General features: G+C 73.1%; 14 protein-coding genes. 4 read left to right on the top strand and 10 right to left on the bottom strand.

Translation table 11 applies throughout. The features are described from left to right. Nucleotides 1-130: 130 nt before the first annotated feature. Both thrB and thrC read right to left on the bottom strand, forming a co-directional pair. On the bottom strand, nt 131-1,054 hold the full coding sequence (gene thrB, locus Mco01_RS13020) for a homoserine kinase (RefSeq protein WP_204057139.1): 924 nt from the start codon (nt 1,052-1,054) through the stop codon (nt 131-133). Between the two features lie 73 nt (nt 1,055-1,127). Next, on the bottom strand, nt 1,128-2,186 hold the full coding sequence (gene thrC / locus Mco01_RS13015; protein WP_036327441.1) for a threonine synthase: 1,059 nt from the start codon (nt 2,184-2,186) through the stop codon (nt 1,128-1,130). Nucleotides 2,187-2,379: 193 nt separating this feature from the next. Here thrC and Mco01_RS13010 point away from each other — a divergent pair, with 193 nt between their 5' ends. Beyond that, nucleotides 2,380-4,053, top strand: coding sequence for a glycosyltransferase (locus tag Mco01_RS13010; protein WP_239103575.1), 1,674 nt, complete (start codon nt 2,380-2,382; stop codon nt 4,051-4,053). 63 nt (nt 4,054-4,116) lie between these two features. Here Mco01_RS13010 and Mco01_RS13005 read toward each other — a convergent pair whose 3' ends face one another. The 7 genes from Mco01_RS13005 to Mco01_RS12975 form a co-directional block, all read right to left on the bottom strand. Beyond that, the gene (locus Mco01_RS13005; RefSeq protein WP_204057138.1) at nt 4,117-5,757 is read right to left on the bottom strand and encodes a glycosyltransferase family 2 protein; all 1,641 of its coding nucleotides are present in this window, start codon (nt 5,755-5,757) and stop codon (nt 4,117-4,119) included. After that, entirely contained in the window at nt 5,754-6,863 is a 1,110-nt protein-coding gene (locus tag Mco01_RS13000; protein ID WP_204057137.1) for a glycosyltransferase family 2 protein, read from the bottom strand. Before Mco01_RS13000 ends, Mco01_RS13005 begins: the two co-directional genes overlap by 4 nt. A gap of 95 nt (nt 6,864-6,958) precedes the next feature. Continuing rightward, nucleotides 6,959-7,876: a polysaccharide deacetylase family protein gene (locus tag Mco01_RS12995; RefSeq protein ID WP_204057136.1), complete on the bottom strand. Its 918-nt coding sequence runs from the start codon at nt 7,874-7,876 to the stop codon at nt 6,959-6,961. Nucleotides 7,877-8,032: 156 nt separating this feature from the next. Beyond that, entirely contained in the window at nt 8,033-9,334 is a 1,302-nt protein-coding gene (locus tag Mco01_RS12990) for a homoserine dehydrogenase (protein WP_239103574.1), read from the bottom strand. 46 nt (nt 9,335-9,380) lie between these two features. Further along, a complete protein-coding gene (lysA, locus tag Mco01_RS12985) occupies nt 9,381-10,790 on the bottom strand; it encodes a diaminopimelate decarboxylase (protein ID WP_372444829.1) in 1,410 nt (469 codons plus the stop codon). A gap of 74 nt (nt 10,791-10,864) precedes the next feature. After that, nucleotides 10,865-11,677 carry a DALR anticodon-binding domain-containing protein gene (locus Mco01_RS12980; RefSeq protein ID WP_204057135.1) on the bottom strand — a complete coding sequence of 271 codons (813 nt, stop codon included), beginning with the start codon at nt 11,675-11,677 and terminating at the stop codon, nt 10,865-10,867. Between the two features lie 67 nt (nt 11,678-11,744). Next, a complete protein-coding gene (locus Mco01_RS12975; RefSeq protein ID WP_204057134.1) occupies nt 11,745-13,769 on the bottom strand; it encodes a glycosyltransferase in 2,025 nt (674 codons plus the stop codon). 285 nt (nt 13,770-14,054) lie between these two features. Between Mco01_RS12975 and Mco01_RS12970 the strand changes: the two genes are divergently transcribed. Then, on the top strand, nt 14,055-15,284 hold the full coding sequence (locus tag Mco01_RS12970; protein ID WP_239103573.1) for an ATP-binding protein: 1,230 nt from the start codon (nt 14,055-14,057) through the stop codon (nt 15,282-15,284). A 44-nt stretch (nt 15,285-15,328) separates the two neighbouring features. Here Mco01_RS12970 and Mco01_RS12965 read toward each other — a convergent pair whose 3' ends face one another. After that, the gene (locus Mco01_RS12965) at nt 15,329-16,150 is read right to left on the bottom strand and encodes an NPP1 family protein (protein WP_239103572.1); all 822 of its coding nucleotides are present in this window, start codon (nt 16,148-16,150) and stop codon (nt 15,329-15,331) included. Nucleotides 16,151-16,425: 275 nt separating this feature from the next. Here Mco01_RS12965 and Mco01_RS12960 point away from each other — a divergent pair, with 275 nt between their 5' ends. Beyond that, nucleotides 16,426-18,123, top strand: coding sequence for an asparagine synthetase B family protein (locus Mco01_RS12960; protein ID WP_204057133.1), 1,698 nt, complete (start codon nt 16,426-16,428; stop codon nt 18,121-18,123). 174 nt (nt 18,124-18,297) lie between these two features. Then, on the top strand, nt 18,298-20,010 hold the full coding sequence (treS, locus tag Mco01_RS12955; RefSeq protein WP_204057132.1) for a maltose alpha-D-glucosyltransferase: 1,713 nt from the start codon (nt 18,298-18,300) through the stop codon (nt 20,008-20,010).

The following is a 20,010-nucleotide window of genomic DNA, read 5'->3' as shown; positions in this document are numbered from 1 at the left end:
GTCGGACGACGCGAAGCGAAGAGCAGCGATGTGCGAATGACAAGCACGCACCCAACACGGGGGCACCTGGTGCGGCTATCAGCCTAACATCACCAGCGCGCACAGCTATTCCCTGAAGGTCGAAGAAACATCAGCGTGTCTCGGGAAACCGAACGTACGCACCAAGCGGGTCGACGTTCATTGGCTGGATGTGCCAGTCATTACCCACTTCTGGTGCGATCAAATCCTCGGTGTCCCGCGTGGCGAACGCGAGAACCGTGGGACCGGCCCCCGAGACGACTGCGGCGACGCCCGCCGTCCGCAGACGTCGTACCAGGTCGGCGGTCCGCGGCATGGCGGGGGCGCGGTAGTCCTGGTGCAGACGGTCCTCCGTCGCGGCGAGCAGGAGATCGGGTTCCGGTCTCTGCGTGAGAGCCGCGACGAGCAGCGCCGCCCGTCCCGCGTTGGCCGCCGCGTCGGAATGCGGTACGTCCTTCGGCAGCAGCCCCCGCGCCTCCTCCGTGGACAGCCGGAACCCCGGTACCAGAACGACCGGCCGGACGTCCTCGTGTGGCGTCAGTTTCACCATACTCGCTGCTCCGGAGCGGTGCGTCCACGCGATGGTGAGACCGCCGGCGAGGCACGGCGCCACGTTGTCGGGGTGTCCCTCGATCTCCGTCGCGAGCGCGAACGCCTCCTCGTCGCCCATGGGGACGGCGCCGCCGGACGCGAGGGCGCGGGCGGCGAGGATGCCGGCGCAGATGGCCGCGGACGACGAGCCGAGGCCCCGGGCGTGCGGGATCCGGTTGCGGCAGCGCAGCGCGATCCCGGCCGGCTGCGGCGCGCCCATCCGCTCGAACGCGGCGCGCATCGTGCGGACGATCAGATGGCCCTCGCCCGGGTCGAGCTCGCCCGCGCCCTCGCCCTCGATCTCGATCCGCACCTCCGGCACGTCGAGCAGGGCGGCCTCCACCTCGTCGTGGAAGTCGAGCGCGAGGCCGAGGCTGTCGAAGCCGGGGCCGAGGTTGGCGCTGGTCGCGGGCACACGGACGAGAACGCCGTCACTGTGCGTCATCGGTCACCTGACTTCACGGTCGTCGGCCGGGGCACCCCGGCGCGCGGTCACGGGGAGTGCGGCGGGGCCGCCGTCAGGCCAGTTCGAGGGCGGAGGCTGCCGCGTAGGCGTCGACCGGGATCGTCACAGGGGCGGGGGCCCCGGAGATGGCCCAGTCGGGGTCCTTCAGGCCGTTGCCGGTGACCGTGCAGACCACGCGCAGCCCCTGCTCCACCAGTCCCTGCTCGTGCGCCTGGAGCAGGCCGGCCACGCTCGCGGCCGAGGCGAGCTCGACGAAGACGCCCTCCTCCTGCGCGAGCAACCGGTACGCGGCGGCGATCTGGCGGTCGGTCACGGCCTGGATGGCGCCGCCGGACTCGTCGCGGGCGGCCTCCGCGAGCCGCCAGGACGCCGGGTTGCCGATGCGGATCGCCGTCGCGATCGTCTGCGGATGGGTGACCGGGGACCCGCCCACCAGGGGCGCGGCCCCGCTCGCCTGGAAGCCGAGCATGCGGGGCCGCCGGGTGGCCACCCCGTCGTCGGCGTACTCCCTGTAGCCCATCCAGTACGCGGAGATGTTGCCGGCGTTGCCGACCGGGATGCAGTGGACGTCGGGGGCGTCGCCGAGCGCGTCGACGATCTCGAACGCCGCCGTCTTCTGGCCCTGCAGCCGATGCGGGTTGACGGAGTTGACGAGCGCGATGGGGTAGTTCTCCGCGAGCTTCCTGGTCATCTCCAGGCAGTCGTCGAACGACCCCTCGACCTGGAGCAGCTTCGCGCCGTGGACCAGCGCCTGCGCCAGCTTGCCCATCGCGATCTTGCCGCGTGGCACCAGGACGGCGCAGGCCAGCCCGGCCCGTACGGCGTAGGCGGCGGCCGAGGCGCTGGTGTTGCCGGTGGACGCGCAGATGACGGCCTTGGCGCCGTCCTCCACGGCCTTGCTGATGGCCACGGTCATGCCGCGGTCCTTGAAGCTGCCGGTCGGGTTGAGCCCCTCGACCTTGAGGAACACCTCGCAGCCCGTGAGCTGGGAGACGCGCCTGGCGGGCACGAGTGGCGTGCCGCCCTCGAGCAGGGTCACCACGGGCGTCGTCGCGGAGACCGGGAGGCGGTCACGGTACTCCTCGATGAGACCACGCCAAGCCCTGAACATGATCGCTCCTCCCACGCGCGCGTCGCGCGTGTCACCAGGCTGCAGGGCACCGAGTCTACGGCCAACCGCTTGAAATGCGGGATCCGATGTCCATCAGCTGGACATTTTGGGCATCCTCTGCGGTCATCTCCCGGAATCTTTCGCTAGGGTTGGCCGGTTCTTGCACCCGCGTCGACGGTTGAGGAGCGGCAACGTGACGGTCAGTGTGACGGGCGGTTCCGCGGGAGGGGCGAGCCGGCCGAGGATCCGGCACAACGACCACTCCCCGCTCACGCCCGCACCCCTGGGGGCATGGACCCCCTCCCTGACGGCGACCGTCGTCATCCCCGCCCACGGCCGCCAGCGGGCGCTCGACCTGACGCTCGCGGCGCTGGCCGCCCAGACGTACCCGTCGTCGCTCACCGAGGTCGTCGTCGTCGACGACCTCAGCGACCCGCCCCTGCGGCTGCCCGCCCTGCGTCCCCCGAACACCCGGCTCATCGTCAGCCCGTCCGGCGGGTGGGGCGCCGGACACGCCGTGAACGCCGGCATCGCCGCCGCCGAGGGCGAGATCGTGCAGCGGCTGGACGCGGACATGGTGATCGACCGGGAGCACCTGGAGGCCCTGTTCCGCTGGCACCACCTCACCGACTACGTGGTGACGATCGGCGGGAAGAAGTTCGCCGACGGTCCCCTGCCGACGCCGGAGGCGGTCCACGAGGCGGTCGTGACCGGCACGCTCGACGCGCTCTTCCCGCCCGGCGACCTGGTGTCCAGCTCGACGGAGGAGACGATCCGCCGGCTCGACGGCCTGCGGGCCAGCCGCAACCCCTACCAGGTCTGCACCGGGCCCACCGTGTCCCTGCGGCGCGCGCTGCTCGACGAGGTGCGCGGGTTCGACCCGGACGTGGTCCGCGGCCAGGACACCGAGTTCGCGTACCGGCTGGCCCAGGCGGGGGCCGTGTTCGTGCCGGACATGGAGGCGCGGGCCGTCCACCTCGGCCTTCCCGCGCAGCGGGGCGAGCACCGGGAGGCCGTCGTACGGCTCGTGGAGACCCACCTGGCCCACAAGGTGCCGCTCCGCCGCGACCTGCGCAAGAACCCGGCCCGGCGCTGGCTCGTGCCGTACGTCGAGGTCGTGCTGGACGTGGCCGGCGCCGGCGAGGCGGAGATCCGGGCCGCGGTGGACGGGGTGCTGGGCGGCGCGCCGTCCGACGTCGCGGTCACGCTCCTGGCGCCCTGGACGGCGCTGGACGGGGTGCGGCCCGCCCCGGGGACGCCGGAGTTCGACCTCGCACTCGTCCGGGACGTCTACGGGCCCGACGGGCGGGTCCGCTTCGCCGAGGAGGCGGCGCCGACCGCCGCGCCGGTCCCGTTCCGCTACACGGCGCCGCTCGCCCTCGCCCCGTCGGGCGACGCCCTCGCCCGCATGACGGCGGCCATGGCCGAGGAGCGGCTGGGACTGCTGGTGGCGGAGGACTCCGACGGGCGCACGGCCCTCCTGGAGCGCACCGAGGCGGCGGCCCGGGCGCGCCTGCTGGCCCGGCCGGGCGAGGCGTCCGAGGACGTGATCGCGCAGACGCACGGCGTCCGCAGGGCCGCGCCCGGCGACTTCCGCGCCTCCCGGAAGGACGGCCCGGCCCGCGCCGCCGCCTCCGGGGACCGGCCGGCGGCCCCGGGCGCCGCGACGGGCGACCGTCCCCGTACGGGCGGCGCGGAGGGCCGGGCGGGCGATCGGGCGAACGGCGCGGAGGGCCGGGCGCCCGCCGACCGGAACGGCGCGGCGAACCGGGCTGCGGGCGGTCGGAACGACGCCGACGGGGGCGGGACCGGGCAGGCGCCGGAACCGGAACGGCGCGGACGGCGCGGCCTGTTCCGCCGCTCCTGAGCCGCCGCCGCACCCGCGGCCTCGGGCGAGCGGCCACCCGCCGCAGCCCCGAACCGGGCGGGCTCAGGACCTCTTGAACGTGAAGGGCCGGGCCAGTCCCCTGGCCAGGCCCTTGAGGCCCTGCTCCCGGCGCAGCGCCGAGATCTCCCGCCGGAGGCCGCCGATCTCGCGGCGGAACTCGACGGCCGACTTGCGCCAGCGGGCGGCCTCGCCGCGCCACCTGTCGACCTGGCCGCGGAGCCGCTCGACCTCCTTGGTGAGGCGCTCGACCTCGGCCTGGGCCTCGATCCTGGCCTTGTACGCGTCTCGCACGCTCATGAACGGACCGGCGTCGGACCGGCGGACGAACCCGTAGGTCTCGCCGTCGACCCAGAACGTCCCGAAGATCTCGTCGACCGCGTCGTCGACGTCCTCGCCCTCCGCCACGAGCATGTCGGCGCGGGCGAAGGCCTCGGTGCGTTCCAGACGGGCGACGACGACGTCCTCGCTGTCCTCGTCCAGCAGGACGCTGACCAGCCCGAGCGTCTCGTTGCGGGCCAGCGCGAGCAGCCGGGCCAGGCTGTCCTCGCCGGGCGCCCACCCGGCGGGCAGGCGCAGCCGGAACGGCGCGACCGTGTCCGGCGCCTCCGCGACCAGCCGTACGCGGCCCTCGTGGGCGTAGTGGGCGCGCAGCAGCGACAGGTCGAGGCGGGGGTCGGTGAGCGGGGTGCGCTGCTCCGGGTTGATCGCGTCCCACGGACCGGTGAGCAGGACCTCCAGGTCCGTCAGCGTCCCGGCGAGGACGGCGTCGACGGAGCCGCGGACGTCGTCGTACCCCCCGGCGGCCGCGTCGACGACGACCTCCAGCGCGGGAACCTTCCACTGCCGGCGCGGGTGCGTGCGCAGCCACCGGTAGGTGGGGATGCGGCCGGTCACGAGCGCGTGGCTGACCCGGTTGATCGACTCGGAGTCGCGCATGCGCATGGACGGCCCGAGGTGGTAGGCCCGCGCCTGGGGATCGGGGATGAACACGCCGCCGGCCTGGGCGAGCCGGTACCCCATCTCGGTGTCCTGGCCGAGGATCATCTCCGGGTCCATCGGCCCGGCACGCTCCAGGAGCTTCGCGCTGAACGACGCCGCGCCGCCGATGTGGATGCTGAACGGCCTGCTGGTCCGGGTGAGGCCCTGCGACCGCTCGACGAGCTCCTCGATCCACGTGTGCGGCTCGGCCGGTTCGAAGAACTTGGCCAGGTCGTCCGCCCGGGCCACATCGGAGGCCGCCGGGAGCGGGGCGGTGGTGAAGCGGAGGTAGGAGGTGACCGACAGGTACGGCGCGAGGTGGTGCCAGCGCATGTGCGCCTCCACCTCCTCGCGCTCGGGCACGATGTCGGAGTCCATCCAGTGGATGACGTCGCCGGTGGCCGCGGCCAGGCCCGCGTTGCGCGCGTTGGCCCGCCCGGGGACCGGGCAGACGATCAGCCGGGTGCGGTGCGGCCGGATCTCGGGCAGGCGGAGCGGCGGGACGCTGCCGTTGTCCACCACGATCACGTCGAGCAGGTCGGACGGGTACGTCTGGACGGCCAGGCCGGCGAGCGTCAGGTCGAGCTTGTCCTGGCCGCCGTACGCGGGCACGATCACGCTCACCCGGAGGCGGGGCGTCCACGACGCTCCCAGCGCGGGCGGATTGAGGACCGTGTAGTCGTTTCTCCGGATGCGTGGCGTCATGGCGCTTCCAGGATCACACTCGGCCGGAACCCCCGCCACTGGTATGCCGCGACTCTCAGGAAGTGGGCCAGCGGCAGCTGCCACGTGTGATCCGCGCCCAGCGAGCGCCGCAGCACGTACCCCAGTCCGTGCGTCCGGTAGACGCCGGCGCCGCTCGCGACGACGGCGCGCAGCAGGTGCGCGTCCTCGCCCCTGGCGTGCGGGCCGAAGCCGCGGACCTCGTCGAACAGCGCCCGGTCGACGAGCATCGTGCCGCCGGCGACGTGGTCGGTCCACACCTCGCTCGTGTAGTCGGTCCGGCGGACCGTGACCTTGAGCGGTTCGAGGTAGAAGAACTCCTGGGCCATGCCGACGACGCCGGCGCCCGTGTAGGCCCGGGCCAGCAGCAGGTCGCTCAGGTGCTCGGGGCCGTACCAGTCGTCGTCGTCCCACTTGGCCAGCAGGCCCGCCTCCGCCCGCGCGGCCGCCTGGTTCAGCACCTCGCCGAACGGCGTCGCGGCGTCGGCCTCCAGCACGGTGACCGGCAGGGGGAAGGCGTCGACCGCCTGCCGTACGCGGGACAGGGGGAAGCCGTGCAGGGCCAGGACCAGGTCGAGGTCCACGCCGCGCTGCCGCGCGATCTGGGTGAGCGCGGAGGGCAGCAGGTGGGGCCGGCGCGTCGCCATCACGACCGAGACCCGCGGCGTGCCGGGGACGAGGCCGCGCCGGCGCAGGGCGTGCCTGCGCAGGCGGACGCTGTGCTCCTCGCGCCGCAGATCGGCCACGGACGCGGGCACGTCCTCACCGGTCCGCGGGGCCCAGCTCTCGACGAGGCCGGTCAGCTCCGGGTCGGCCTCCCGCGCCCACGCCGGGGCGGTATCCGCGGTGAGCGGGACGCCCGCGGCGGCGAGATCGGTCACGAGCGCCAGGGCGCGCCCGTCGGGTGCGGACGGCCACTCCACGCGCAGCGCCCGCGCCGGGCGCAGGGACGCGATCTCCTCGGCGGCGGGCGGGAGCGTCAGGGGCCTGCCGTCGACCTCGGGCCGGCCGCCCGGCCACGACAGGACCGCGGTGCCCGCGGACGGCGAGCGGACGAACCCGAGCGGCGAGCAGACGTCCGTCGTCATGGCGACCCCGCTCCCTCCCGGTCGTGCACGGCCCGTTGAACGTCCTGAACAGTTATCACACGATTCTGGTAAAACCCTGAGTCAGCGCCCGGGGGCTAGGCGTCCGCGGGGAAGGGCCGCACAGGGCCGCCGATCGCGTCGCCCAGCGGCTTGACCACGATCGTCCCGGCCTTCTTCTGCTTGGCGACCCAGTCGAGGAACGCCGTCAGCTCCTTCGGCCTGGTGGAGTACGCGTCCGTGGCGTGGTCCCTGATGTGGTGGAAGACGAAGATCAGCAGACCGTCCCGGCCCTTGGCCCGGGTGACGAAGCCCTCGAAGTTGCGGGCCGTGCGCGCCATGCCCGTCAGGGAGGTCGTCCGCACGAAGTCGGGGTGGGCCGGCGGGAGCTTCTCGGTGAGAGGGCAGGTGTTGCAGCCGACGGGCCGCCGGAGGCCGTACACGCCGCGGGCGGTCGTGTAGCCGCAGGACATCGCGATGCGCCGGCTCGACTCGTCGTACTCGCCGAAGGGGTAGGCGAACGACCTGACCTTGAAGCCGAGGTCGAGCAGCGTCCGCCTGTCGTCGCAGATCTCCGCCTGCTGGACGTCCTCGGGCTGGAGCGGCAGGTGGACGTGGTGAAGGGTGTGACCGCCGATCTCGTGGCCCGCCTTGGCGATCGCCTTCGCGTCGGTCAGCGACAGGTAGCCAGGCAGCCCGAAGCGGGCGCTGTTGATGTAGAACGTTCCCTTCAGGCCCCGGGCCGACAGCATCTTCGCGACCTTCGCGTGGTCGGCCGTCCCGTCGTCGAAGGTGAGGACGACGGTGGGCCTCCTGACCGCCTTCTTCTTCGGCGCGGCCTGCGCCGGGCGGGCCCGCCCGGCCTCCGCGCGGATCGAGGCGGCCCGCGCCCCCGCGGAGACGGCCGAGGCGTCGCGCGCGCTCGCCTGGGCGGCGGGCGTCATGAGCCCGGCGGCCAGCGTCGCAGCGGCGGCACAGATCGGCACAAGGCTCTTGAGGAGCGTCATAGGGGGCATGGGGCAGCACTTTACTAAAGCTTGGTGCGGTGCCGCCCTCATGCCTCATAACGGAACGCGGTCGCTGCGATCACGGCGATCGTGACACGGCATGTCAGAGGCGCGTCAGGGGTGCCGTAAGGGGGTGCGGTCAGGGGTATCGTCAAGGGCGTGTCGTCAGGGGGTGTCGTCGCCCTCCACGCGCATGACGCTGGCGACGGCCCTGACGATGTCGAGGTCGCGAAGGTCCTTGATCGTGGCCGACAGCGCGGCGTCGCTCGCCCGGTGGGTGACCAGCACGAGCTGGGCGTCGTCCCCGCGCCCCTCCTGCCGCACCGTCTGGATCGACACGTCGTGCCGGGCGAAGATGTCGGCCACCCGGGCCAGGACGCCGGGCTTGTCGGCCACGTCGACCGACACGTGGTAGCGGGTGACCGTGTCGCCCATCGGGTGGACCTTGAGGTCGGCGTAGGTCGACTCCTCGGGGCCGCGGGTGCCGGCGAGGCGGTTGCGCGCCACGGCCACGATGTCCCCGAGGACGGCCGAGGCCGTCGGGGCGCCGCCCGCGCCCGCGCCGTAGAACATCAGCCGCCCGGCCGACTCGGCCTCGACGAACACGGCGTTGTACGCCTCCCGGACCCCGGCCAGCGGGTGGGACCTCGGGATCATGGCCGGGTGGACCCGGACCCCGACCGACCGGCCGTCGTCGGAGCGGGCGCAGATGGCCAGCAGCTTGATGACGTAGCCCATGCCCTTGGCGGAGGCCACGTCGGCGGCGGTGATCTCCGTGATCCCCTCGCGGTGCACGTCGGCCGCCGTCACCCGGCTGTGGAACGCGATCCCGGCGAGGATCGCGGCCTTCGCGGCGGCGTCGAAGCCCTCGACGTCGGCGGTCGGGTCGGCCTCGGCGTACCCGAGGGCCTGGGCCTCCTCCAGGGCGTCGCCGAACGAGGCGCCCGTGGAGTCCATCTTGTCGAGGATGTAGTTGGTCGTGCCGTTGACGATGCCGAGCACCCGCCGTACCCGGTCGCCGGCCATCGACTCGCGGAGCGGGCGCAGCAGCGGGATCGCGCCGGCGACGCTCGCCTCGAAGTACAGGTCGGCGCCGTTCTCGCGGGCGGCCCGGTGGATGGTCGCGCCGTCCTCGGCGAGCAGCGCCTTGTTGGCCGTGACGACCGACGTGCCGCGCGACATCGCGGTGAGGATCAGCGAGCGCGCGGGCTCGATGCCGCCGATCACCTCGACGACGATGTCCAGGTCGTCGCGGCTCACCAGCCCCTCGGCGTCGGTCGTGAGCAGCGCCGGGTCGATCTCCGTGTCACGCCTGCGCCCCAGTCTCCGGACGGCGACGCCCGCGAGCTCCAGCGGCGCGCCGATGCGGGCGGCCAGGTCGTCGGCCTGCTCGTCGAGCAGCCGGACGACCTGCGACCCGACGACGCCGCAGCCCAGCAGCGCCACCTTGAGCGCAGGTTTGCTCACGACCCCTCCTCGCTTGGGACATGGACACGCTCGCGCCCAGGACGGCTCACAGCTGCCCCCTGAGCAGGTCTTCCTCGGTCTCCCTGCGGACGATCACCCGCGCCCGCCCCTTGGACACCGCCACCACGGCGGGCTTGGGCAGGTAGTTGTAGTTGTTGGCCAGCGAGCGGCAGTAGGCGCCGGTGCCGGCCACGGCGATCAGGTCGCCGGGGACGAGGTCGGCGGGCAGCCACAGATCGCGCACCACCATGTCGCCGCTCTCGCAGTGCTTGCCGACCAGACGGGACAGCATCGGCCGGGCGTCGCTGTCGCGGGAGGCCAGCACGGCCGTGTAGTCCGCGCCGTACAGGGCGGTGCGGATGTTGTCGCTCATGCCGCCGTCGACGCTGACGTAGGTGCGCAGGCCCTCGACGTCCTTGACGGTGCCCGCCTCGTAGACCGTGATCCCGGCGAGGCCGGCGATCGCGCGGCCCGGCTCCACCGTGAGATGCGGCACGGGGAGGCCGGCCGACTCGCAGACCTTGGTCACGATCTCGCGCAGGCCGTCCGCGATGACCTTGATGTCGGGCGCCTCGTCGCCCGCGACGTACGGGATGCCGTACCCGCCGCCGAGGTCGAGCTCGGGGAGCACGACGCCGTGCTCCTCCTTGATCTGGACGAGCAGCCGGGCGAGGCGCCGCGCCGCGACCTCGAAGCCGGCGGTGTCGGTGATCTGCGACCCGATGTGCGAGTGGAGGCCGACCAGCTCCAGCTGCGGGAGCGCGAGGATCCGCCGCACGGCCTCGGCGGCGGCCCCGCTGCTCAGCGACAGGCCGAACTTCTGGTCGTCGTGGGCCGTCGCGATGAACTCGTGGGTGTGCGCCTCGACGCCCACCGTGACGCGGATCATGACCTTCGGCCGGACGCCGTGCCGCTCGGCCAGGTAGCCGAGGCGGGCGATCTCCTCGTAGGAGTCGACGACGATGTGCCCGACGCCGACCTCGACGGCCTTCTCCAGCTCCGTGAGCGACTTGTTGTTGCCGTGCAGCGTCATGCGGGCCGGCGGGAAGCCGACGCTCAGCGCCACGGCCAGCTCCCCGGCGCTGCACACGTCGAGGCCGAGGCCCTCCTGGTCGATCCAGCGGGCCACCTCGCGGCACAGGAACGCCTTGCCCGCGTAGTGGACCTCGCCGTCGTGGAACGCCGTACGGTAGTCGCGGCAGCGGGAGCGGAAGTCCTCCTCGTCGACGACGTACAGAGGCGTGCCGTACTCCTTCGCGAGGTCCCTGACATCGACGCCGCCGATCGTCACGGCCCCCTCGATCCGGCCGGACGTCCTGGGCCAGATCGCCGGTTCGAGCGCGTTCAGGTCGGCGGGCGTGTGCGGCGGACGCTCCTCGGGCGTCGCGCCGCCGGTCACGGCGACGATGGCGGAGGCGGCGTGCATGTCGCCGGCAGGGTGGGCGAATCGACTCACCCGAACGAGGCTATCCGACCCCGCCCCCCTCATGAGACAGCCGCCCACGTGGCGAGACGGACGCCCGGGGCGATTCACACCCTGTCGGGCAGCCCCGGGCCGATCAGGGCGCGCAGGACGTCGCGTACGGCCGCCGCCAGCCATGTCCTCGCCGTGTGGACCTGCCCGGCCGGCCGGTCCCCGCTCGGGACGGCCGGGGCGCGCTCGTGCGCGTCGTGGTAGGCCAGCGCGAGCCGCTCGGCGTACAGGGCCCAGGCCGGCTCGCGGCTCGCCGCACGGCCGGGCAGCTCGGCCAGCAGCCGCAGGACGGCCCGCTCCCCCGGGTCGGTGAGAAGCCCGGGCCGGAAGCCGGCGGCCGGCACGCCGAGGTCGGCGGCCCACCGCTGGACGGCGACGGCCCTGGCGTGGGCGTACCGCACGACGAAGCCGGGGTTGTCCCAGGTGAGCGGGGCGTCGGGCCAGGCGCTGGGCGCGACCACCGGCGCCGTGGGCGCTCCGGCGTCCTCCGGCCGCCCCTCCACGATCTCGCGGACGATCTCGCCCGGCTCGGCCAGCACGATCGACAGGAAGCCGTCCCGCCCGACGCGCACCTCCGCGACTCCGTCCTCCCCGCGCAGGCGTCCCGCGATCCGCTCCGCCCTCTCCGCCGCATCCCGTACGGCGCCGGGCTCGGCCGGGGTCCGTACGACGTCAGGCTCGGCCGCGGCCCGGACGGCGCCGGGCTCGGCCGGGGTCCGTACGACGTCAGGCTCGGCCGCGGCCCGGACGGCGCCGCGCCCGGCCGTGGTCCGGAGCGCGGCCGCGGAGGCGAGCACCGCCTCCTCCGCCCACGATCCCCGGGGCACGGGCGGCGCGCCCAGGAGCAGGGTGAGGCGGGCGGGCGTCACACGCCCACCCTAGTGAGCAGGGCGAGGCCCGCCGGAGCAGGGCGAGCCGTCAGGGCAGGGCGGGCCGTCAGAGCAGGGCGAGCGGCTCGGCGGGCAGGTAGCCCTCCAGCCGCGACGAGGCGAGCAGGGCGCCCTCGGCCGAGTCGCGGACGCACACGTAGGAGAACCGGTCGGCCGAGTAGACGCGGACGCCGTCCGTACGGCACTGACGCATCACGACCTCGCCCCACTCCTCGGAGACGTCGGCGAAGCCCAGATCGGTCAGGGTCTGGCGGCGCGCGAGCAGGGTGCCCCCGGCGACCTCCGGCAGGAACCGGTGCTCGGCCCCCGGCTGGCGCAGCAGCGTCGTGCCGGTCGTCGGCAGGTGGGCGTAGAACGAGGCCTTCCCCAGCACCTCGGCGTCGGTCGAGTCGAAGTGCCGCACCAGATCGGCCAGGTAGTGCTCGCCGTACAGGTCGCGGGAGTCGAGGACGGCCACGTGGTCGCCGTCGGCGAGCCGCAGCGCCCGGTCGAGCCCCGCGCCCCGGGTGATCGGCTCGTCCGCCGCGCGCACCACGACGTCCAGCTCGGGGAGCGCCTGCCGCGCGGTCTTCTCGACCAGCCCGGCGTCCACGCCGTCCGCGACGACGACGAGCTGTCCCGGCCGGTGGACCTGCCGGACGATCTGCGCGAGCAGGTGGTCGAGCTCCGCCGGGCCGGCGACGGCGCCGATCGCCGTGATCGCGCCGGAGTTGCGCACGCTCGGGACGCCGAGCACGTCGAGGATCGGGTCGAACAGCGGGGTGACGGCGGTGCGGGCCCGCCACGCGAGGTGCGCCTCCCGCGCGAGGCGCTCAGGGTCGGCCATGAGGATCTCGGCGGCGGCGACGATCTCCTCGCCCTTCGCGCCCGCGCGCACCTGGAGCACCGGAGTGCCGCAGGCGGCGACCTCCCCGATCACCCGGGGGTCGGCGTCGGCGGCCGCGATCACCAGGGCCGGCCGCCGGTAGGCCGTCAGCAGGTCGTCGTACGACGTCTTGTCGTCGCCCTGCCCGGCGAGGGCCGTCCAGGGACGGTTCGGCGCGGCCTCGCCGCCGGGGCCCGGCTGGGGGGCGGGCGGCGGGGAGACCGTCCCGAGCGTCACCACCTCGCCGTTGCGGCCGCCGGCCGCCGGCACCGGGTTGTGCACCCGCGGCTGGATGGCGTGCGGCAGCACGCCCACGCGGTCGTGCCGCAGGGCCGCCCGCCACTCGCGGGCGCGGGCCTCGTTCGTGGTCAGGACGTACTCGAAGTGCTCGGCCGCGGGGACCGCCCGCGACACCGGGCCGCCCGAGTGCCAGAAGACCGTCTTGATCCCCCGCTTGCGGCAGCCCTCGACCAGGTCGCGCAGCGCCCGCGTCTCCCCTGCCAGGGCCTCCAGCCAGCGTCCTCCGTTGCCCTGCCGCGGCCCGGGGCGCACGGACTCGACGAGCAGCACGTGCGGCTGCTGCTGGTCGAGCATGCCCTCCCAGTTGTCGGGCCCGAAGTTGGTCACCAGCCGCCACTCGTAGCGCAGCAGCGCCTCGGTCTGCCGGTCGACCACGCCGGCGACGGTCAGGTACGGCCGCGCCAGCGGGCCCTTCGGCACCATGAAGCCCTCGGCCATGGGCGCGGAGACCTGCGGCGCGCGGGGGTCGGCCTGGGCCGGCGCGGGGGCCGCCTCCCGCACCGCGGGGACCTCCGGCGTGAACTCCGACCGCTTGGGCGCGGGGGGCTTCCTGACGGGCGCCTTGAGCGTCTTCGCCACCGCCCCGGGGTTCTTGGTGTGCAGCGCGTCGCCGAGCTTGATCCAGCGGCTCTCCTGCACCGACGCCAGGCGCCAGTTGGCGACCTCGGTCTGGTACCGCTGCTCGGCCAGGTTCTTGGCGAGCTGGGCGTTCTGGCGCTCGACCGTCTTCAGCCGGGCCTCGACCTCCCGCAGCCGCGTCAGCGCCTCCGCCTCCGACCGGGCCGCCTCGTCCAGCCGCCGCCGGTGCTCGGTCAGCAGGCGGGCGAGCTCCGCGGCCCCCGACGCCTGCTCGACGGCCCGGGCCAGCGCCTGCCGAAGGGCAGCCAGCTCGCTTCGCTCACTCATGGGGGTAACTCCGCGCGGTAGGCCGAAAGGACGAGAGTCACAATATTCGCAGATCACCCTGATCCATCTCAGGCAGAGGCCACACCTCGTCCGTCCCATCCGCCACGGGGCCGAGCGGCCGTCCCCTTATCGGCGATGCGACCGATTCGTCAGCAGGGGTGCGACCACTCAATCAGGCGGCCTGCGACCAAATCGTCAGCAGACGAGCGGCCGGCGCTTCACGGACGGCAGCGTGCCTGTCATGCTGAGCTGGTGAAAAGCGTCTCGCAGACCCCTCTAGGCAGAGTGGTCCCCAGGCACGCGCTGAAGCCTGCGGCGGACGCACTGAGCGACACCCGCGTCGTCCTGGTCAACGGGGCCCGGCAGAGCGGCAAGAGCACGCTTGTCCGCCTGCTCGCCGGGGAGCGGACGGCGGAGTGGCGCACCCTCGACGCCCCGGCCGTGCGGCAGGCCGCGCTGGAGGACCCGGCGGGCTTCGTGGCGTTTCCCGATCTCATGGTGATCGACGAGATCCAGCGCGTGCCCGAGCTGATGCTGGCCATCAAGGAGCAGGTCGACACCGACCCGAGGCCGGGGCGTTACCTGCTGACCGGGTCCGCGCGCGTGCTGGGCCTGCGGGCCCTGCCCGACGCCCTGCCCGGCCGCATGGAGACGATCGAGCTGTGGCCGTTCGCGCAGGGGGAGATCGACGGATCCCCCGACCGGTTCGTGGACGCGATCTTCGCCGAGGGCGCCGAGCTGCGCCACACGTCCGCGCTGTCGCGCGCCGACTACGCCGAACGGGTCGTCCGCGGCGGGTTCCCCGAGGCCGTGGCCCGGACCACCCCTCGCAGACGCGAGCGCTTCCTCGATTCCTATGTCTCGGACCTGGTCGCCCGGGACGTGAGCCGGTTGTCGGAGATCGAGCGGACGGCCGAGATGCGCGCGCTGGTGCGCTCCGTCGCCGCCCGGTCGGGCCAGTTGCTGGTGGGGAGCTCGCTCGGCGCCGCGATCGGGCTGTCGGCCGCCACCGTCAATCGGTACCTCGGCCTGCTCGAAGAGGTCTTCCTCATCAAACGGGTCCCGGCGTACTCCCGGAACCTCGGCAACCGCGCCGTCGGCACTTCCAAGGTGGCCTTCGTCGACTCGGGCGTGGCCGCGAACCTCCTCGGGACGGACGCCAGGTCCCTCGTCCGCCCCGAGAGCCCCTTCGGACCGCTCCTCGAAGGCTTCGTCCTGATGGAGCTCGCCCGCCAGCTGACGTGGTCGGACGAGCGCGCCGAGCTCTTCCACTACCGGACCAAGGACAAGGTCGAGGTGGACGCGGTGCTGGAGAACCGGCGAGGACAGGTCGTCGGCCTCGAGGTGAAGGCCTCCTCGACCGTCAGGCCGGACGACTTCCGCGGCCTGCGGCATCTCGCCGCCCGCCTGGGAGACGACTTCCTCGCCGGCGTCGTCCTCTACACGGGCGCCCAGACCCTTCCCTTCGGCCCCCGCATGCGCGCCGTCCCCGTGAGCGCCCTCTGGCAGGTCTGACGTCCGTACGGACGCGGCGCATTCGTCTCCAGTCCGGTGGACCGTCAGGCGTACGGGTCGAAGGGGATCGCGGCGGGCTTGGCCTTGGCCAGCTCGCCGGCGAACCAGCTGTCGCGGATCCCGAGCTGGGCGGCGCCGAAGTCGGCGTTCATCAGCCGGTCGCGCAGACCCGGCGGGTAGCCGTCCCAGCCGATCAGGGGCGGCCACTGCCACCACCCCTTGTCGTTCTCCGGTTGCTCGCCGAAACCGGCGAAGCGGAAACAGTGCGTCCCGATGCCGTCCTTGTGATAGATGATCAGCGGGTGCTTCCCGGTCTCGTCCCAGGGAATGTCGTTTCTCGCGCGGATCTGGTACTGGCCGTGGGCGGACGCGGACACGTACATGCCCCAGTCGCCCTGCACCCACACCACCACGTGCTCCCAGTCGTGGCGGTGCCCTCCGATACCGCTTCCCGCGACGGCCTGGTCCTTCTCGAAATAGAGGGCGTACATGTACGCGCACCAGCCGTTGTTGCACTTGACGCGCGAATAGGCGTTGGTGTTGTCCAGGTCCCACGGGTCGTGGCAGTGGCCGTTCAGGGCGCCGGTCGGGTTGAGGCCGGGGGCGATCGTCCCGTCAGGCCCGATGGCCGGCGTGGGGTAGCAGCCGTCCCCGTCGTAGTCGAAGCCCGGCTCGTAGACGCGGTCCGGCCACGGGGCCGCCCAGTCGAGAGCGGCCGGCGGGTCGGCGTGGGCGACGCCGGGGAAGACGACCAGCATCACGACGGCGGCCACGAGCGCGCGCAGGACGACCGGCATCGTCCTGAAGCGGCGCCGGCCCCTGGCGCGCGCCCTGTCCGGGCGCCTTCCGGGCGACACGGTTCGCATGGAACCTCCTGGGGGGCGGAGGGAGAGGCGATTCCACACCTTGATCGCCGATCACGCTAAACGGGCCGGGACACCCGGTCAACGGCCGGAGAAACAGCCGCTCACATGTCATGAGATCCATGGGAAACGGCCGACGAAACCCGCGCCGATCCGTTGTCCCCGGTACGGCCGTCCGCCGTTCCGGACCGGCCGGGGAGGTCCGGTCGCGAACGGGTGCGGCCCCGGGGCGGCGGTGTCCGTAGACTCGGCGGCGGCGTTCGAGGGAGGGCGAGACTGTGCGCAAGGGTGAGTGGCCGCGTTTCGAGGCCAGGCCGTACGTGTGCGGCGCCATCGGGCCGTTCGACCCGGCGAGGCTCGGCCTGCTGGCCCGGTCGGGGCCCGCCGTGCGGCCGGTCCACGATGGCCCGGACGTGGCCCTGCTCGCCTCGGCGCCGCTCCGGCCGTACCGCGCGGAGGAGGACGCAGAGGAGGTCGCGTACGCCTGGGGGGAGCGGCGGCCGGAGGGCGCGACGGCGGCCGGCGGCTGGCTGGCGGTCGCGGAGACCTGCGAGGCGCCCGGCCTCGTCGTCGACCCCGGCGCGGTGACCCTGCACACGGGGGGCTTCGGCCTGGTCGACGTCTACTACCTGTCCGACGGCGACGCCGTCTACTTCTCGAGCCTGATCGAGCCGCTGCTCGCGCTGGCCCGCAGGCCGTACGAGGTGAACTGGGCGGCCTGGGCGGCCATCCTGAAGCTGACCTACCCGCTGCTGGAGGACACGCCGTACCGCGAGGTCAGGCGGCTGCCCGGCGCCACGGCGCTGACCTGGTCGCGGGACGGCCGCAGGCTCAGGGTCGACAGGCGGGCCCCCCGGTGGGTGCGCGAGGAGCCGGTCGACCGCGGCGTCACCGGCGGCGACCTGGTCGCCCTCCTGCACGAGGCGCTGAAGCCGTACGACCGGGTGCTGGTGCCGGTGAGCGGCGGGTACGACTCCCGGCTGCTGGCCAGTGTGGCCGTGGCCCGGGGGATGGACGTGGAGTCCTGGACGACGAGCCCGGACGACGGCCTCGACAACGACATCGACTTCGCCCGCTACATCACGCGCGAGCTGGGGATACCGCACCGGATCGTCCCGCAGGACCCGGCGCGGTTCCCCGACGAGGCGCTGTGGGCGGCCCGGCGGCTGGAGTACCTGACCAGCCACCACGCGTGGTACTCCCCCTTCGCCAGGGAGGTCCACGCCGCGGGGCGGCCCGTGGTGGACGGCCTGGCCGGCGGCCCCCTGATGAAGAACTTCCTGATCAGCTCGGACGCCGTGGGCGCCGGGTCGGGCGCCTCGCGGCGGGAGGCCCTGCTGGCCTCACTGGCCACCGGCGACGCCCACATCCCGGTGCTGGGCGAGGCCGCCTCCTCGTGGATGGACGACCAGGTGAGGTCGGCCTTCGACGCCGCCACCTCGGCCCTCCACGGGCACCGGGCCGAGCTTCCGCTGAGCGTCCTGCACACCCGCACGGTGCGGGGCATCGCCCGTTCGCCCGTCAACCTCGTCGGCCCTGAGGCCACCCCGGTCTTCCCGTTCCTGCACCCGGAGTTCTTCGACGCCGCCCTGTCGGTACCGGTCGACCGCAAGGAGGGCGGCCGGTTCTACCGGGAGATCCTGCGCGCCGCCGACCCGCGGGTCGCCGCGCTGCCCTCGACGAACGGCGCGCTCCCGCACCGCCGCGTGCCACTGCGGTCGAACGGCCCGGTCGCCCGGGAGTGGAACCACCGGATGCTGGTGAAGGCCGCCTCGGTCCCCGGCCTGATGTCGCCTCAGATGCTCGACGCGGTCGCGGCCGGACCGGACGCGCTGACCGCGTTCGGGTCGTGGAACTCGCGGTTCTGGCTGCGCGGGCTCGTGGTCTTCGGGGCGTGGCTGTCCGACTACGAGGACACGCTGGATGGACTCACGCCGCCCTGGGCCGCACAGACCGCCGCCGCGCCCGTGAGATAGCAGCGCGTGATCATTCAAAAACAGGCAAAAAACGCATGTCAGGAGTAGGTCAGGGTTTTCGGTCAGCCCTGCTCAAGTGGTATTTTCGGTCAAATAGAGGCCAAACACCATGGCGTGAGCGTCGAAGCTCGGGTGTGACCTGACAACGCGCCCCTCCTTTCCAAGCGAGACCAGATGAACGCTGCTGCGCCCTGCCCTGACCCGGTTCCCTCGGCACCGGGCGGCGTCCAGGAGATCACAGAATTCACACCGCAGGACCCGCGCTGGTACAAGCGCGCCGTCTTCTACGAGGTGCTGGTCCGGGGCTTCAAGGACTCCAACGGCGACGGCACCGGCGACCTGCGCGGGCTGATCGAGAAGATGGACTACCTGAAGTGGCTGGGCGTCGACTGCCTGTGGCTCCTGCCGCTGTACGAGTCCCCGCTGCGCGACGGCGGCTACGACATCGCCGACTACCTCAAGATCCTCCCCGAGTTCGGCGACCTGGGCGACTTCGTCAAGACGATCGAGGCGGCGCACGAGCGCGGCCTGCGCATCATCACCGACCTCGTGATGAACCACACCAGTGACCGGCACCCGTGGTTCCAGGCGTCCCGGGAGGACCCCGAGGGCCCGTACGGCGACTTCTACGTGTGGACCGACGACCCCAGCACCTACTCCGGGGCCCCTGTGATCTTCGTGGGCGCCGAGGAGTCGAACTGGACGTACGACTCGGTGCGCGGCCAGTACTACTGGCACCGGTTCTTCCACCACCAGCCCGACCTCAACTACGACAACCCGGCCGTCCAGGACGCGATGATGGAGGTCATCCGGTTCTGGCTCGACCTGGGCGTGGACGGCTTCCGGCTCGACGCCGTGCCGTACCTGTTCGAGCGGGAGGGCACCTCGTGCGCCGGCCTGCCCGAGACGCACGACTACCTCAAGCGCATCCGCGCCGAGGTGGACCGCCTCTACCCCGACCGGGTGCTGCTGGCCGAGGCCAACGGGTGGCCCGAGGACGTGGTCGAGTACTTCGGCGACCCCACCGTGGGCGGCGACGAGTGCCACATGGCGTTCCACTTCCCGCTGATGCCGCGCATCTTCATGGCGGTGCGCCGGCAGAGCCGCGAGCCGATCTCCGAGATCATGTCGCGCACGCCGAAGCTGCCCGAGTCGGCTCAGTGGGGCATCTTCCTCCGCAACCACGACGAGCTCACGCTCGAGACCGTGACGGAGGAGGAGCGCGACTACATGCACGCCGAGTACGCCAAGGACCCGCGCATGCGGGCCTACCTCGGCATCCGGCGGCGCCTGGCGCCCCTGCTGGAGAACGACAGGGACCAGATCGAGCTGTTCACCGCCCTGCTGCTGAGCATGCCGGGCTCCCCCGTCATGTACTACGGCGACGAGATCGGCATGGGCGACAACATCTGGCTGGACGACCGCGACGCGGTCCGGACGCCGATGCAGTGGAGCCCCGACCGCAACGCCGGCTTCTCCGAGGCCGACCCCGGACGGCTGTACCTGCCCGTGGTGATGGACCCGGTGTACGGCTACCAGTCGGTCAACGTCGAGGCGCAGTCGAAGAGCGAGTCGTCGCTGCTGCACTTCACCCGGCGGATGCTGCAGATCCGGCGGGAGCACCCGATCTTCGGCACCGGCAGCTACACCGAGCTGTGGACGCCGAACCCGAGCGTGCTCGCGTTCATCCGCGAGGAGGACGACGACCGGGTGCTGTGCGTGAACAACCTCTCGCGCTTCGCCCAGCCGGTCGAGCTCGACCTGCGCCGCTTCAGCGGGATGACCCCGGTCGAGTGCCGCGGCGGCGTGCCGTTCCCGGCGATCGGCGACATGCCGTACCTGCTGACGCTGCCCGCACACGGGTTCTACTGGCTGTCGATCCAGTGA

It is taken from the genome of Microbispora corallina (assembly GCF_016863035.1).
GTDB lineage: Bacteria > Actinomycetota > Actinomycetes > Streptosporangiales > Streptosporangiaceae > Microbispora > Microbispora corallina.
Note: the sequence above shows the minus strand (reverse complement) of the source record. Positions and strands in the feature narration are given on the sequence as shown.